Source organism: Buchnera aphidicola (Cinara splendens) (assembly GCF_900698975.1).
GTDB lineage: Bacteria > Pseudomonadota > Gammaproteobacteria > Enterobacterales > Enterobacteriaceae > Buchnera_F > Buchnera_F aphidicola_AI.
The window spans coordinates 337,167-353,686 of the sequence record NZ_LR217722.1 but is presented as its reverse complement, the minus strand read 5'-3'; the positions used below and the strand labels follow the sequence as shown (position 1 = coordinate 353,686).

General features: G+C 20.0%; 11 protein-coding genes and 1 tRNA gene. 2 read left to right on the top strand and 10 right to left on the bottom strand.

The genetic code is table 11. The features are described 5' to 3' along the window. Positions 1-4 precede the first annotated feature (4 nt). Positions 5-271, bottom strand: coding sequence for a TusE/DsrC/DsvC family sulfur relay protein (locus BUCISPPA3004_RS01490; protein ID WP_154048971.1), 267 nt, complete (start codon positions 269-271; stop codon positions 5-7). Positions 272-527: 256 nt separating this feature from the next. After that, positions 528-968 carry a transcription antitermination factor NusB gene (gene nusB, locus BUCISPPA3004_RS01485; RefSeq protein WP_154048970.1) on the bottom strand — a complete coding sequence of 147 codons (441 nt, stop codon included), beginning with the start codon at positions 966-968 and terminating at the stop codon, positions 528-530. 195 nt (positions 969-1,163) lie between these two features. Between nusB and BUCISPPA3004_RS01480 the strand changes: the two genes are divergently transcribed. After that, positions 1,164-1,240: transfer RNA gene (locus tag BUCISPPA3004_RS01480), tRNA-Met, on the top strand. Positions 1,241-1,250: 10 nt separating this feature from the next. Here BUCISPPA3004_RS01480 and recD read toward each other — a convergent pair. The 6 genes from recD to BUCISPPA3004_RS01450 all read right to left on the bottom strand — a co-directional run bounded on the left by recD (position 1,251) and on the right by BUCISPPA3004_RS01450 (position 13,254). Beyond that, positions 1,251-3,074 carry an exodeoxyribonuclease V subunit alpha gene (gene recD / locus BUCISPPA3004_RS01475; RefSeq protein WP_154048969.1) on the bottom strand — a complete coding sequence of 608 codons (1,824 nt, stop codon included), beginning with the start codon at positions 3,072-3,074 and terminating at the stop codon, positions 1,251-1,253. Beyond that, positions 3,058-6,558: an exodeoxyribonuclease V subunit beta gene (gene recB, locus BUCISPPA3004_RS01470; protein ID WP_154048968.1), complete on the bottom strand. Its 3,501-nt coding sequence runs from the start codon at positions 6,556-6,558 to the stop codon at positions 3,058-3,060. The genes recD and recB overlap by 17 nt, the downstream gene beginning before the upstream one ends. Before the next feature lie 44 nt (positions 6,559-6,602). After that, positions 6,603-9,749: an exodeoxyribonuclease V subunit gamma gene (locus BUCISPPA3004_RS01465; RefSeq protein ID WP_154048967.1), complete on the bottom strand. Its 3,147-nt coding sequence runs from the start codon at positions 9,747-9,749 to the stop codon at positions 6,603-6,605. A 58-nt stretch (positions 9,750-9,807) separates the two neighbouring features. Continuing rightward, positions 9,808-10,704: a small-conductance mechanosensitive channel MscS gene (gene mscS, locus BUCISPPA3004_RS01460; RefSeq protein ID WP_172598695.1), complete on the bottom strand. Its 897-nt coding sequence runs from the start codon at positions 10,702-10,704 to the stop codon at positions 9,808-9,810. Between the two features lie 254 nt (positions 10,705-10,958). After that, on the bottom strand, positions 10,959-12,038 hold the full coding sequence (gene fbaA / locus BUCISPPA3004_RS01455) for a class II fructose-bisphosphate aldolase (RefSeq protein ID WP_154048965.1): 1,080 nt from the start codon (positions 12,036-12,038) through the stop codon (positions 10,959-10,961). A 70-nt stretch (positions 12,039-12,108) separates the two neighbouring features. Further along, on the bottom strand, positions 12,109-13,254 hold the full coding sequence (locus BUCISPPA3004_RS01450; RefSeq protein WP_154048964.1) for a phosphoglycerate kinase: 1,146 nt from the start codon (positions 13,252-13,254) through the stop codon (positions 12,109-12,111). Between the two features lie 758 nt (positions 13,255-14,012). Between BUCISPPA3004_RS01450 and asd the strand changes: the two genes are divergently transcribed. Beyond that, positions 14,013-15,128 carry an aspartate-semialdehyde dehydrogenase gene (asd, locus tag BUCISPPA3004_RS01445; RefSeq protein WP_154048963.1) on the top strand — a complete coding sequence of 372 codons (1,116 nt, stop codon included), beginning with the start codon at positions 14,013-14,015 and terminating at the stop codon, positions 15,126-15,128. A gap of 35 nt (positions 15,129-15,163) precedes the next feature. Here asd and BUCISPPA3004_RS01440 read toward each other — a convergent pair whose 3' ends face one another. Both BUCISPPA3004_RS01440 and BUCISPPA3004_RS01435 read right to left on the bottom strand, forming a co-directional pair. Continuing rightward, a complete protein-coding gene (locus BUCISPPA3004_RS01440) occupies positions 15,164-15,391 on the bottom strand; it encodes a sulfurtransferase TusA family protein (RefSeq protein ID WP_154048962.1) in 228 nt (75 codons plus the stop codon). Positions 15,392-15,521: 130 nt separating this feature from the next. Continuing rightward, positions 15,522-16,502 (bottom strand): hypothetical protein, encoded by a 981-nt coding sequence (locus BUCISPPA3004_RS01435; RefSeq protein WP_172598692.1) that lies wholly within the window; start codon positions 16,500-16,502, stop codon positions 15,522-15,524. Positions 16,503-16,520: the final 18 nt, after the last annotated feature.

Sequence of the window (16,520 nt, the reverse complement as noted above, 5' to 3'; positions counted from 1 at the left end):
ATTGTTAAAAACAGTTACTGTTATCTGGTAATCCAGATATTTGACTAGCATATTTCATGAATCCTTTAGGAAAAAGGATAAATAAATCTTGACTAGTCAAAAATATTTTTTTTTTTTTCATATACGTTAATAACATTCTAGTAGAAGGTGTAATATTGTATTTTTTATAAAAATCTCGCATACAAAAAATAATATTCCAGTGATTTTCATTTAAATTGATTTTTAGTTTGTTTGCAATAGATTGTGCAAATTTTTTATTCCATTTTTTCATGTTGTATTTTTATATAATAGATGAAGTATTTAATTTGATTGATATACATTTAGTATTTATATAAATGATACCATAAGAATTTTTTCATTGATATGTATCAAGAGATAATTTTTATATTATAAATAATTATTTATTTTAATTTTTTTTTTGGATATTTTATTATAAAATTGATAGTTATATTTTTATAATATATATAAAATTTATATAATTAGTAATTTGAAATATTATATACACAATGTTAAATTTTTAACTTTGTTTATTTTTTATATTGTTGGATAGTTTTAATTTTATTTTTTTCATAGATAATTTTATCTAAAACACCATTAACAAATTTATGACTTTTACTTGATCCAAATATTTTTGCTAATTCTATTCCTTCATTGATAATTACTTTGTATGGAATATCTATACGTTGTATAATTTCATGAGCAGATAATCTTAATATCGATTGTTCAACTGGATTTATTCTGATGTTTGTTTGAGATATATGTAATTTGATAATATTATCTAAATAGTGAACATTTTTAATAACTCCGGAAACTACTTGATTAAAGTACTCTATATCCAATGAACATTTTTTATTGTGATGAACAACATATTTCGTAATTTCTGATATGACAATATTTTTAGAAATTTGCCATGCATAAATTGCTTGAATGGCTAGTTCTCTTGCTTTTCTTCTTTTTGAAGGATTCATGATGAATTTCTCTGTATTTTTTAAATATTTTTATTATTTGATAAGTATTATAAATATAAAAATTAATAATATAATATTTTATTATAATCTTATTTTAAAATAGATATTTTTAATTTAAAAATTTTATTTTAACTGAAATATTTTTATAAAAAGGTTGTACATAATTCTTATTATGTTATAATATTAAAAATTGATAGCGGGATGGAGCAGTCAGGTAGCTCGTCGGGCTCATAACCCGAAGGTCGTTGGTTCAAATCCAATTCCCGCAACCATAATTTTTAATTATAAAATTTTTCTACTTAATCCAGAATATCTTTTTTTTTGATTTCTTATCATAAATTTTATTATGTCTTTATTAGCGTATATAGTAATTTTTTTTTTTGCTCGAGTAATGGCAGTATAAAATAATTCTTTAGATAGTATTGAATATAAATTATTGGGAATAATAACTTGTACAGAAGAGTACTCTGATCCTTGAGATTTATGGATAGTTATACACCATGCAGTATCGTAATTGAATAGAATATATGGATCAACTACATGAATTTTTTGGTTTGGAAGAATAAAATATACGTTAATTTTATTATTTACGATCAAACAAATTCCAATATCTCCATTCATTAGTTTTAAAGAAGTATTATTTTTTTTAATTAATAGTGGTTTTCCGTGATAAAAAAAATTTTTTTTTCTTTTATTTTTTTGTTTTTTATAATAAAAACATTGGTCTAAGTATTTGTTTATTTTTTTTGTTCCGTATATTCCTTTTTTTACTGAACATAGAATTTGATATTTATTAAATTTTTGGATTATTTTTTTAGGACTAGATTTTTTTTTTAAAAATTTTATATATTTTTTATAATATTTTTTTATTTTTTTCAACATATTAAAATATTTAGATTGTGTTTGTAATGATTTACATATAATGTCTGGATATTTTTTTTTGTAAAAATTTGATATATTGAAATATTTTTTTTTTTCCAATAAATTAATAAGATTATTTAGTCCTGAATTTTTAATAAATCTATATTTTTTTTTTAAAATAGAAATATATTGTCTTTTCTGTTCTTGATTATTTATATTATTCAATTGTTTTAACTGTGTATTTTTATATGATCTTTGATATTCTATATTACATATTTCTTTTAAAACAGATCCGTTTTCTATAGGAGATAATTGATTAACATCTCCTACAAATATTATTTTTGTTTTTTTTTTTATATTAGTAACAATAATATCCATCATATTTAAATCTATCATAGAGCATTCATCTATAATTAATACGTCTATTTTTTCATATGATTTAATGTAATGATCGTTACATTGATTATTTTTTTTTTGAATATTAAATAAACTATGAAGAGTGACTCCGATTTTAGGATATGAGAGTTTTTCATTTTTATTCATTTTTTTTTTATTTAAAATATAATATATTGATTGAGTTAATTTAGCAGTAGCTTTTCCAGTTGATGCTGATAAATGAATATTAATTTTTTTTTTAGTATTTTTAATTAAAACTAAAACTAAATATGCTAATATACTAGTTTTTCCTGTTCCCGGTCCTCCAATAATAAAACATATTTTATTTAATAATGCTTTTTGAATAGCTATTGCTTGATTACAATCAATGTGTTTTAAACAATGTTTTTTTATTAGTTTTTTGTATTTTTGTATATTTTTGGTATTGAATTTTGAACTTTGATGGTAAATAAATTCAATTATTTTTGTTTCAGAATACCAATATTTATATATATATAAATATTTTCTTTCTAAAACTAAAGGAGTTTTATGTACTCCATTACTACATACATTACTATTGATAACAATATCAAACCAGTTCCCGTTATCCTCACTTACTAGTTGAAATAATTTAAAAAATAAATCATTTTTTTGGGAAAATAATTTGTTTTTTTTAAATATTTTTATCGGTATACATGTATGTCCTGAATATAATGATTGACTTAAAAATAACATCACTAATATTACTTCTGGAGCAATGTTTGCGAAATTTTTATTAAAACAAAAATAAAAGTTTATACAAAGAATTTTATTATTATTTTTTGCGCTGTTAATTATTCTAAAAAATTTTTTTTTATTTTGGGGTATCATATAATTTTCCGTATAATAAATTATCTAAGTTATGTATTAATAAATAATTAGGTTTAACAAAATAAACTTTAGAATCATTTTTTTCATCGAATGCTCTCAAAAATAAATAGAAAATTCCTCCAAAATGTATCTTATAATCGTAGTCTTTAATCTTTAATTTTAAATAACGATGCATAGCTAAACTATACAATTGATATTGTATATCATATCGATATTTAATTATTTCATTTTGAAAATTTTTATGGGTATAATAAGTATAGTTAGGTCCTAACCAATTGGATTTATAATCAATAATATAGTATTTATTTTTCCATAAAAAAATTAAATCTATGACTCCAGTAAGCACACCAGAAACATTTTCAAAATTGATATTTGTGCATTTTTTTGATAAAGGGTCAAAATTATTAATAATAGAATTTAATTTTTTTATATCGATGGATTTTTCTATAGGCATAGTGAATTTTACTTCTTTTTGATATTCTGTTTTTTTTAACTGATTTAAAATTAAACAGTTTTTGTATAGTGGTTTTGATATAAAAATGCATATCCAAGTATATAATTTATTTATCCATGTTTCAGATAATGATAAACAATTTAATTGAGTAAGAGTTTTTTTTATTTTTTTTTTTTCTTTAAAGTTTATTTGTCTAAAAATTTTATGCAAGTAAGCTCCATATTCTTTTCCTTTAGGAAATTTATGAATATTTTTTTTACAAAATAAATATTGATTTTTTTTTAATGTAGACGGTTTTTTTTGAAAAATTGATAGAATATATTTTTTTTTGTAAAATAAATTTTTTTTTACAATTTTAGAAAAACTAATTTTATTCCAAGGATTGATTATATTTTTTAATACATTTAAATATATTAGATCATTTTTTTGTATATTTTTTTTTTTATAAATTGTTTCTTTTATTTTGCATGTATATTTTATTTGAAAAATTTTAGGATCTTGTATTTTTTGTAATTCTTTTTTTAATTTAATTAAACTACTTTTTTTTCCTTTTTGTATTAAAAATCCTAAACTACTGTTATGAAAATTTGTATAGTTTTTATAACTTGTTTTTTTTTCTTTTCTTTTAGAAATTACTGCTAAACCAATATTACAGTGTACTATGCTTCTAGTTATAGCTACATATAGCAAACGTAAATCTTCAGATAAAACATGTTTAGAAGACATAGAATTACTTTTTTTTATTTGAAATTTACTAAAAAAAGGAATCCATATTACGGGATATTCTAATCCTTTTGACTTATGTATGGTAATTATCTTGATGGATTTTGTATATTCTGTGTCATTTACTGTTTCAGTATAAATAATATTATTACTATCAATGTCTGTTTGTAAAATTTTTTTTTTAAACCATATGATTAATAAAAATTTATTTGTGATACTTTGGTTTTTTTTTTCTAGAATTTTACATATAGTAGTAATATTTTGTATATTAATGTTATTTTTTTGTATCAAAGTATTTCTTTCTAATAAATTAAAATCAACTATTATTTTAGCAATCATTTGCGAAATGTTAACGGTATTCCATATTATGTAATATTTTTTTAATTTTTTTAGTAAATAAAAATATATATGTTTTTGAGTATTAATTAATTGAATATCATGTATGCTAATATTAAATATTTTTGTCATTAATAATTTTTTAAATTTTAATGTACTAGATAAATCAATTATTGAATCTATAATTAACATTAATTCTCGTGCTTCTGTAGTATGAAAAATATTTTTTTTACGAGAAGTATAAATAGAATTGATTTTTTTTTTGTGTAGTTCTTGTTTAATTAAATTAGCCTCATATTTATTTTTTACCAAAACAGCTATATCTTTAGGTTGAATACAACGTTTTTTTTGATTTCTTAATTTAAGAATTGATTTTTTGTTTAATTTATCTGATAACCAGCTATAAATAGAATGCGCACATTCTTTTGAAATCCACGAGTAATATTCATTAGTGTTCATTTCATTATCATGTTTAACAATAAGATTAAATGCTGATTGTTTTATTTTATTAATTGAAAAGTAAATTTTTTTATTTTTTGAATATGATGATGATTTATTAAAATTAATATTTTTCCATATAAATGGTGCTTTTACACGAGAGAATAAACTATTAATTCCAGTTACCATGTTTTTTGATGAACGAAAATTTTTTTTTAAAAAAAAACATTTATTTATTTTTTTTTTGATTTTTAAATATAAAAATATATTTGCTCCACGAAAACTGTATATAGATTGTTTAGGATCTCCAAATAAAATAAGTGATTTATTATTCATATTATTATATAATTCATAAAATATATTAAATTGGATATTATCTATATCTTGACATTCATCAATTATAGTGATTGTATTTTTCTTGATAATGTTTTTTTTTATTATAGATGATTTTAATTTTATTTGTTTTAACATAATTTTATTTAAGTCATCAAATTCTAATCCTCTTTTTTCTTTTTTTTTTTTTTGAATTATTTGAGGTATTTTTTTTAAAGCGATAAAAATAAAGTATTTAAAAAATAAATTATAACTTATAAAAATTTTTTTTATTTTTTTAAAAAGGATATATTGAGAATTTTTTTTTATTAATTGTTTTGATAGTATTTTATGAAATTGAAGATTTTTTAATATTTTTGGAATTGTACAATTATTTGTGATTTTTATAGACCAATGATCTATTTGATAAAACCATTGTTTGAATTTTTCATGTTGATTTTTTTTTTTATTTGTATTGGTATGTATTATTGATGTTTGTATTTCATTTTTATTTTTTTTCCAGAATTTTTTAGTTTTATTAATTTTTTTTATGATATTATCATATTTTTTTTTTAAATTAGTTTTTTTCAAAAAACTATAGTGAACTTTTTTTTTTTCTTGATTCAGTAAAATATTGATATAATTAAATAATTTTTTTGGAGTGGGCCATTTTTTTATGATAAGATCAGTAATGTTTTCATTTATTCCGTATGCATAATTTCTCCAAAAATCTTTTGTAGCTTCTAATTTTATTTTTTCTATGTTTTTTAAAATCTTAATAGGTATTATTTGATTACATAGAAATTTTTGTTCGCGCAGTGTATTTAAAAAAAAACTATGTAATGTGTATATCATGATAGAATTGATGTTTTTCTTTGCAAATTGCAATAATTTAGTAGTTTTTTTTATATCCTTAATATCTTTGATAATGTTAATTAATTCACTTTTTTTATTACTAGTATTGATGCAATAACAATGTAATTGACAAATTTTTTTGTATAATCTTTTTTTTAAATCATTTTTTGATGCTTCTGTGAATGTAACTACTAATATTTCACATATAGATAACGGTCTTTTGTATGTTTTTTTTATGCCAATATTTAAAAGTAAACGTAGATACAAGGTAATAATAGAAAATGTTTTTCCAGTTCCTGCAGATGCTTCTATTAAAGTAATACCATAATCAGGTATTTTTTTCATGTCTAAAGAAATATATTTCATATTATATTTTTCTGGTTAATGGATTTATATAAATATGATATCATTTATTTTAAATGATATTTTTTAATATTAGAATTTTTAAAAAGAGGTAATAACCAATATTTACATGTATTACAAATTTTTTTTATTTTAGTAGTATTTATATATGGAATTAATTTTTGTATATAAATATTTTTTTTCTCACCTGTAAAGAATGAACTTCCATTCCATTTTGTAAAAAAATTTCTTTTAGCAATCGTATAAACATCAGCATTAGTATTTAATATACGATATTTTGAAATATATAATGATTGTAGCCAAATAATTCCAGAATTTAATATTAATATAGGTTTTTTTATACCATCTAAATATCCTTGGAGATATTTTTTTAGATATTTTTTAGCTTTATTTTTTTTTAAAGGTAAAAATTTTATACTTGAATTATTAATTCCTAATAATATACTTTTTGTACATGAATATAACGAACAATAAATTATGTGTTCAATCCATGTTGAAATTATAATTTTATAGTTAATTTTGTTAGCAGACCATCTAATTAGACCGTATGCATTGATTTCTTTTATAATTCCTGATAACTTATATTTTTTTGTTTTTATATTGATTTTTTTTTTAATTGGAGATTTTCTCAAAGTATTAATTTGTTTTGCTAAAATATTTATTTTTTTTTCTTGTTTTTTCCATAAAATTTTTCCAACATATCCATATGGGATTTTATTTTGTAATTTTAATTTTTTATATAACGAGTTAGTTTTTTTGTTTAGAATTTTTTTTTTTAAAATTTTTTTATTAATATAAAATTGATTTAGAGAATTTATAGAAAATAATTCATCTTCTGATAAAATTTCTGTTGTGCTGTCTATTTTTGGTATTTTTAATGTTTTTTTGAAATAGTACTGAACTGGATTTTTCCAAAAATTTATTAATTTTTTAATTGAAATATTTTTTTGAGTAGTTTTTTTTATTTTTTTATAGCTACTAAAAAATTTTTTTTTATGTAAAAAATATTCTGTTTTTTGGTTTATAAAATATAAATGATTTGTTTTATGTTTATGTTTGATGTATATATTATGGATGTAATTTTTTTTTTTTTCAGTAAACGTATTTTTTTTTGTATAAAAAATTTTTTTTAGATAAAAAATAATATCTATAATATATTTTGATGCGTAAGACGTACTTTCTGTATCTGTTGTTTTGACAAAGCTACAAAAAAAATATTTTTGAGTAGACATAATAGTTTCAAAGAAGATATTTTTGTTATCGTGATATGTTTTTTTATTAGCAAGATTTAATATATCTGTTTTTTTTAGAGGAGGGGTACTGCCTTGTATGCATCCTAGAACACAAATCATTTTAAACGGAATAGTTCTTATATTTTTTAGATTAGTGATATTGATTTTGCCGGTAAAAAATGCGTCATATTTGAATAATGAATAATTATTTTTAAAAAAAATATCTGTTATAACGTCAATAGATATTTTTTCTGAATAATTCATCATAATTCCTTCAGAGACTATATTTTTCCATTTGTTTTCTAGAATAAAAAAGAATTTTTTGTGTTTAAGAGGTATATGAAAAAATTTATTTATTATTTTTGTAAAAATATGAAACCAATTTTTTAATGTTTTTTTATTTAATAATTTTTTTCTCAGTTGATTTAATGTAATGATTAAATTAATAAAATTACCTAACAATACATTGCTTTTTTCACAAGATACGTTATATACAGAAATGTTGTTCCATATTGAATAATTTTTTTGTGCTCCATATCCTATTGTTATTCTGCTAATTGCATATTCCCATGAATATGTATTAATTTCAGGAATAGACATTTTTTTAAATTGGTTTTTATCAAATCCAAAACTAATATATAAATCAGATATAAAGGAATATAGTATTTTAATATCGCTAGATTTAATATAAAACTTTTTTCTTAAATATTTTGTATTTAGAAGAGATAATACCCATGAATATTTAAAACGATTATTTTTAATTTTAAATAAATTTTTTATAGTTAAAATTATTTTTTTTTTAGTTTTGTTATTTTTTGAAATGTTATGAATCATAGGATTATTTTTTTTTATAGAATTAAATATATTATTAATATAAAAAATATAAGGTTTTATATTATCAGCTGTAATTAAAATATTATTTAGTGTTATTTTTTTATTAGTATTTAATATATATATGATATATTTATATAATTCTTGAATTTCTTGTAAATAAGAACTACATTGATTTATAGAAAGGGAATGATGATTTTTATAATGTATCTTACTTGGAATACTATTTTCCAGTGAATTTTTAAATATGTCGTATTGTAATTTATATAAAATATTGTTTGTATATATTTTTTTATAAAAAAATTTTTTTTTATAATATAAGAGTTTTTTTTGTTTTTTTTCTGATGATGATTTTTGTTTTTTAATTAAAAAATTAATTGATATATTTGTATATTTTTTTTTTTTTTTAAAGGTATATTGAAATAAATATATTGAAGTTATATTTTTAATTATATGTAATATCGTTATAATGAATGGATTTATAGATATATTTGAAAATATCAATATTTTTTTTGGTATAAATTTTAAAAAATAAGATTTATTTATATTTTTATTAAAATTATTTATAATGTCAGTAAAATTTGCAATTCCTGAATTTTTTGTTTTTTGTATTATCATACTCCATAATTTTTTTTGCCATATTAGTTTTTTTTCCCAAATATTATTTTTTATTTCTTGTTCCCATGTATAAATTAAATCTGGTTGAAAAAAAATATATTTAACAAAAACATTTGCCATATGTAAACAAAATTCATAATTATTATATTGAATACTATTTTCTTTTAGAAATATACAATCATTTTTTTTACTAATAATAGACATTAAAATCCATTTTAAATATTTTACTTCAAATATGTTAGGTTTTATGCTTTTCAGTTTATGATTAGATTGTTTTATTAAATTAATAAAAAATTTAGAAATTTCTATATATTGTGTATTCATACAAATTGTTAATTTTTTAGATATTTGTATTTCTAACCATTGTTTTGTGTAAGTATTATTAATTAAAATAGTTTTTTTTTTTAAAATTTTTTTTTTGGATTGTATTTTTTTGCATAACTTTTCTACTAAAAAATTCATTTGATTGGATTGATATATTTTTAACATGGTAGTTAATAACATTCTTAGCATTATAATTTTATAGCGTAGAAAACATTTCTACGCTATATTATTTTAGATTTTATGTGTATTACTTTTTCTTTCTTTCTACACTATTTATATCACTTATTTTTAATATTTTATTTATTTTTTTATAAAAATAAATATCCATTTTTGGATATGGAATGGTAATATTATGTTTATCTAAAGCTTTTTTAAAATTTAACATTAAATCAGAATATACAGAATTTAATTCTGTTGTATGACACCAACATTTAACAATAAATTTTAATGAAGAAGGTGAAAATTCATTTAATCCAACAAAATTACCTGGATGTTTTAACACACGTTCTTCTTGATCAATAACTGTTTGTAGTACTGAAATCACTAGATCTGCATCTGAATCATAAGCAACATTTATCACGAATTGATTTCTTCGTATTGGTTCACGAGAATAATTAATAATATTACCAGCAACAATTTTTCCGTTAGGTATAATTATAATTTTTCCATCTAGTGTTTTCAAAGTTGTATAAAAGATATGTACATGTAATACTGTTCCGGCAGCATTTCCTAAATTTACATATTCATTAGTTCTTAGTGGTCTTAATAAAATTAATAAAACACCTGCAGCAAAATTTGATAAAGATCCTTGTAAAGCTAATCCTACAGCCATGCCGGCTGCTCCTATTATAGCAATTATGGATTTGGTTTGTACACCAATCTGACCTAAAGCAATAATTCCTGTAAAAGTAATAACTATATAACGTGCTAAAGTAGATAAAAAACCAGAAACAGTATTGTCTATATGACGAGCAGAAAATAACTTAAGAGCTCCATTGGCAAGAAATTGACTAAAAAAAAAACCAATAATTATTATAATAATTGCGAAAAATAAATTTGTTATATAAGATATAAACATTTGTTTATTTAATAAAAAACATAAACCAATGTTATTTATGCAGTTTATTACATAGAATGCTTCTATTATTTTTTTTATAGCAAAAATTTTTTTGCGCATTTTTTGTTGTATTAAAGAGTATTAAAAATAAATATTTTTATTCAATATTAAAAAATAACAATTAATTTATATATTTAAGTAATTCAAAGTTGTTAATACTGTAGCATATTGCTTTTAAAAATATTTAATAAGAATTATATATTTATTTTAAATGATAAAAATGATATATAATCATATCATGATTTTATGTTTTCACAATAAGAATATATATTTATTATTATTTATAATTTTTTAAAAGAATTTAGCAGTTTAAACATTTTTTCTAAGTATTTTTTTAAATTATTTTGTGCGCTTCGTAACCATACTCTAGGATCATAATATTTTTTGTTTGGTTGATTAGCCTTAAGAGAATTTCCTAATTGACTATGTAAATATTGTTTATTTGTACAATAAAAATCTAATACTCCTTTCCAATAATTCCATTGTATATCTGTGTCAATGTTAAATTTTACAACTCCATAATTAATAGATTTTTTAATATTATTACTATTTGTCCCTGATCCTCCATGAAAAACAAAATTTAATGGGTTATGTGGTAATGTTTTTTTTTTGCTTATATATTTTTGTGCTTTTTTTAAAATAGAAGGTTTTAACAATATATTACCAGGTTGATATACTCCATGTGTGTTTCCAAATGCTGCAGCAATAATAAAGTTATTGCTAATTTTGATTAATTTTTTAAAAGTATAATAAATATCTTTAGTGTCAGTATATAATAGTTCTTTATTTATGTGAAGGTTATTTACACCATCTTCTTCTCCCCCAGTACAACCTAATTCTATTTCTAAAATCATATTCAATTTAGTTATTTTTTTTAAATATTGAGATGAAATAGTTATATTTTTTTTTATTGACTCTTTAGATAAATCAATCATATGAGAAGAAAATAATGGACGTTTGTTTTTTTTAAAAAATTTTTTTCCTTCTCTAATTAAACCGTTAATCCATTCAAGATTATGTATATCACAATGATCAGTATGTAATATAACTGGTATTTTATAATATTTAGCTAATAAATGAATATGTTGTGCTCCTGAAATAGCACCTATTATTGCATTTGTATGAGGTTTATGATTTTTTAAACCTAATCCACTAATAAAAGAAGCCCCCCCATAAGAAAATTGAATAATTACTGGAGATTGCATTTTTGCAGCAGATTCTAGTACGCTATTCATTGAATCAGTACTAATGCAATTTATAGCAGGTATAGCAAATTTATGTTTTTTAGCTAACGAAAAAATAATTTGTGTTTCTTTGGAATTTAGTACGCCTGGCTTGATGTAGTCTAAAATTTTACACATAATTTTTCCTGGTTTATAAAAAAATCATCATTAATGTATTTCAATGAAAATGTTATAATTGTATAGTTTATTAGTATTTTAGTTTTTTCAGAATAGGTAAAGTTTTATTTTCTATAAATTCTAAAAAAGCGCCTCCTCCAGTAGAAATATAAGAAATTTTATTTTTTAAATTAAATAAATCAATAACTGCAATTGTATCTCCTCCTCCAGCAATAGAGAAAGCAGCACTATTTGCAATTGATTGTGCAATTTCCTGAGTTCCGTTTCTAAAGTTTGGAAACTCAAATACTCCCATAGGACCATTCCAAATTATTGTTTTAGCTTGTTGAATTTTTTTTTTATAACTTTGAATAGTTTTATTTCCTATATCTAATATTTCTTCATTAGGCATAATATTAGAAATTAATTTTTCTTGTGCTGTTGATTTTATTGAATATGATGTACTAACTAGAGAATCTATAGGTAAAAATATTTTTTTTGTTTCATGTAGTTTTTTTGCTATTTTTTTAAAATTTTGTTCATGTAACGATTTTCCTACTGAATAAAATGCAGAAATAAATGTATTAGCTATTCCTCCTCCTACTAACATATTATCTGTAATTTTCAGTAATGAATTTAATAATTTGAATTTTGTAGATACTTTAGCTCCACCAATTACTGTGGTTATAGGATGTTGTGATTTATGGAATATGCGTTTTAATGTTTTTATTTCTGAATATAATAATGGACCAATGCATGATTTTTTTGCAAAACTACAAATTCCATACGTAGAAGATTCTACTCTATGAGCAGTAGCAAAAGCATCCATTACGAAAATGTCACATAAATTAGCATATTTTTGGGATAATTTTTTGTTATTTTTTGTTTCTCCTGAATTAAATCGAACATTTTCTAATACTGTTATTTGGTTAGACTTTAGTGATATTCCTTGTAAATAGTCTTGTAAAAAAATTATATTTATTCCGTATAATTTTTTTTGTAAATATTTAAATATGGGAAATAAAGAAAACTTTTTATTGTACTGACCTTCTTTAGGTCTACCTAGATGAGAGGCTATTATTATTTTTGCATTCTTTCTTAATGCTAATTGTATTGTTGGAATTGCTCGATCAATTCGTTCACTAGAAGTAATGTTTCCATTGTGTAATGGAACATTTAAATCTAATCTAATAAATACTCTTTTATTATTTAGATCAATATCTTGCATATGTAACATATTATTTATCCATTTTTTTATCTATATAATTTTTTTTAACTATATAAATGTTTGATATTTATAATTATTTATATATTTTAATATATATAATTTTTTATTTTTTTGTAATCAATAAATATAATTTATTTATTACAAAAGTTATATATATGAAAAATTATTTATTTAATAAGTTTATTTTTTGGGTACTTTAAGAAATATAAATATATTTTTAATTAATTATTAACTTATATTATTATGATTTTTTTTTGAAAAATATATTTACTAAATCATTATACTTAATTTTTGGTTAATAAAAAAAAATATAAATAGTTTTTTTATTAATTAATATTTTTTAAAAAATTCATAATTATAATTATTTTTATATATTTAAGTTATATATAAAATTTTTTTTATATATAACTAACGATATATATATAATTAAATTTTTGATGAATTGAAATAATTATTTTTGTGATCTGTATTTTTATGTCTTTTAAAAAATATATAATTTTATAATTTAATTTATATTAGTAACAATTACTATAAGTATTTTATCAAATTGTTAATTTTTATAGTATAATAAGATTATTAATTTTTATAAAGTAATGAAATTGTTATTTCTTAGTAAATTTACTGTAATTTTTATAATAAAATTTATTATAACAAATAAATAATAAAGTATTAAATTATCTTTAATGAGATACATAATAATGTATTTATATGAGTATACGATTTTTATCATTTATTATATATAATTTATATGATTGAGAATAATAATTATGCAAAAATTAGTTGGTTTTGTTGGTTGGAGAGGAATGGTAGGTTCGGTTTTATTAGATAGTTTGCAAAAAAATAATGATTTTATTGGTTTTAGGTCAGTATTTTTTACTACATCACAATTATGTGGAATTCCTCCACGGGTTACTAATAGCGTCTCTACACGTTTAGAAGACGCATATAACATTGAATATTTAATGACTTTAGATATTATTCTCTCATGTCAAGGAGAAAGATATACAACTCAAGTTTATACAAAATTACAAAAAAATGGTTGGAAAGGTTATTGGATTGATGCATCTTCGTGTTTAAGAATGCATAATAACTCTCTTATTGTTTTAGATCCAGTTAATTTAAAATCAATTCAATTAGGTATTGAGCAAGGAATTAAAACATTTGTAGGTGGAAACTGTACAGTTAGTTTGATGTTAATGGCTTTAGGTGGTTTATTTAAAAATCATCTTGTTGATTGGATTTCTGTATCTACATATCAATCAGTATCCGGTAGTGGTTCACAAGGTATGTTAAATTTGATTAAGCAGATAGAACATGTATATCAAAATATTTCTCCACATCTGCCTTTATCCGAATCAATTTTAAATATAGAAAAAATATTTACTTTTTCATTAAACAATATGTATAATTCCGCGCATAGTTCAAAGATTCCAATATTAGGTAATTTAATTCCGTGGATTGACATATCTATGAAGAATGGACAAACTAAAGAAGAATGGAAGGGATCGGCGGAAACTAACAAAATATTAAATTCTAAAAAAAATATTTTAATTGATGGTACATGCGTGCGCGTACCTGTTTTACGTTGCCATAGTCAATCATTTACAATTAAATTAAATCGCGATATTTCAATTCGAGAATTTAAATTATTAATTTCATCTCATAATCCATGGGTAAAAATTATTGATAATAATCTTAATTCTATTACTGCTCAACTAAATCCTTTACGAGTATCTGGTACTCTGGATATTCCTGTTGGACGTATTAAAAAATTAAATATAGGAAAAAAATATTTTTCTGCTTTTTCTGTTGGAGATCAATTATTATGGGGTGCTGCTGAACCTTTACGTCGTATGTTAAATATTTTAATAAAGTTATTATAATATAATGTTATATTTTATATATTTATACATACCACTTATCCAGTATGAACTTTAATTAAATATGTATATGGAATTTTATTAAGTGAACTCGATAATAATGTGTGCTTCATGAATCTACAAAATAAAATAATATCTGTATTACTAAATTTATCATCAGTTAGGACTAAAATTTTCTGTCCTTTCTCCAACGTTCTAGTTTTTTTTCTTAACATCATGATTAAATCTGGGCATCGTAATTTTAATAAATTTACTGTGATTAGCATAATCTGTATCTCTTAACATTAAGTGTTTGTTTAAAAGAATATATTTCAGTAAAAATTTCTTATGGTTAATTGTTATATATAAATTCGATAGTTTTTATTTATTCATTGTAATATTTATTAATATGTAACTTTAGATTAAAATTATAGATAATGTTTTTAAATTCATCCATACTGTTTTTTTATTATTGTGTTGTGAACATAGTTCTATTTTTTTTAGTAATTTTAATGCTAGTAGTATTTTTTCAAGTGTAGTTTTTTTGATTATGGAATATATGGATAATTTCATTATTTTTTTTTTATATAATGTAAGATTAATGTAATTTTTTTTTATAAAAATTTTATTTTTATAATACAAAATTATATATATCAATGTTTTAAAAGAATTGATTAAAATAGTAGTATCGTATTTTTGTTTTTTTAATGCATATAATTTCTTAATTGCTTGATTTTGTTTGAAATGGATAATAGATTTTATCCAATCATAGTATTCAAGTTGTTTTGTTTTTGTATAATATGTATATAATTTTTTATATGTGATTCTTGTATTTGGATAGAGTAAAATTATTTTTTCTAGTAAATTTGCATAAAAATTAATATTAATATAGAATTTTTTTAATAAAAAGTTTTTTGCAGATAAGCTAATTTTAACATTATTTTTCTTTATTTTTTTGTTTATCCAATAATTTATATTATTAGTATATGAAAAGGAATTATTAATTAATACTATAGAACTTTTTATATAATTATGAAAAAAATTATTACATAAAAAATTATATTTTAATTTAGGAAAATAAAAAATTTTAATAACTTTAACATTAGATAAATTTCCTATTTTGTTCATGTTAATTTTTAAAAATGTAGATATATTAGAATCATAAACAGTTATATTGAAAATATGTGTAGTAGAAAATAAATCTTGTTGTTTTATTTGATTACAAACATATTCCCAATCAGTATAATTTTTGATTATTATATTAGTTATTTTACAGGATTTTTTTTTATCAATGTATTTATATATAATTTCTTGAGTTTCTTTAATAAAAATATATTTAGATTCTAAAATAATGTATGTTTGTATTTTTTTCTTGTCAATAGTTTGTTTTAAATTCATAGTATTTGTAAGCACAGT

What these genes read in the sequence shown, in the direction of transcription:
- BUCISPPA3004_RS01490 (WP_154048971.1), bottom strand. Translation starts at nt 271, where the DNA reads ATGAAAAAATGGAATAAAAAATTTGCACAATCTATTGCAAACAAACTA.
- nusB (WP_154048970.1), bottom strand. Translation starts at nt 968, where the DNA reads ATGAATCCTTCAAAAAGAAGAAAAGCAAGAGAACTAGCCATTCAAGCA.
- recD (WP_154048969.1), bottom strand. Translation starts at nt 3,074, where the DNA reads ATGATACCCCAAAATAAAAAAAAATTTTTTAGAATAATTAACAGCGCA.
- recB (WP_154048968.1), bottom strand. Translation starts at nt 6,558, where the DNA reads ATGAAATATATTTCTTTAGACATGAAAAAAATACCTGATTATGGTATT.
- BUCISPPA3004_RS01465 (WP_154048967.1), bottom strand. Translation starts at nt 9,749, where the DNA reads ATGCTAAGAATGTTATTAACTACCATGTTAAAAATATATCAATCCAAT.
- fbaA (WP_154048965.1), bottom strand. Translation starts at nt 12,038, where the DNA reads ATGTGTAAAATTTTAGACTACATCAAGCCAGGCGTACTAAATTCCAAA.
- BUCISPPA3004_RS01450 (WP_154048964.1), bottom strand. Translation starts at nt 13,254, where the DNA reads ATGTTACATATGCAAGATATTGATCTAAATAATAAAAGAGTATTTATT.
- asd (WP_154048963.1), top strand. Translation starts at nt 14,013, where the DNA reads ATGCAAAAATTAGTTGGTTTTGTTGGTTGGAGAGGAATGGTAGGTTCG.
- BUCISPPA3004_RS01440 (WP_154048962.1), bottom strand. Translation starts at nt 15,391, where the DNA reads ATGCTAATCACAGTAAATTTATTAAAATTACGATGCCCAGATTTAATC.
- BUCISPPA3004_RS01435 (WP_172598692.1), bottom strand. Translation starts at nt 16,502, where the DNA reads ATGAATTTAAAACAAACTATTGACAAGAAAAAAATACAAACATACATT.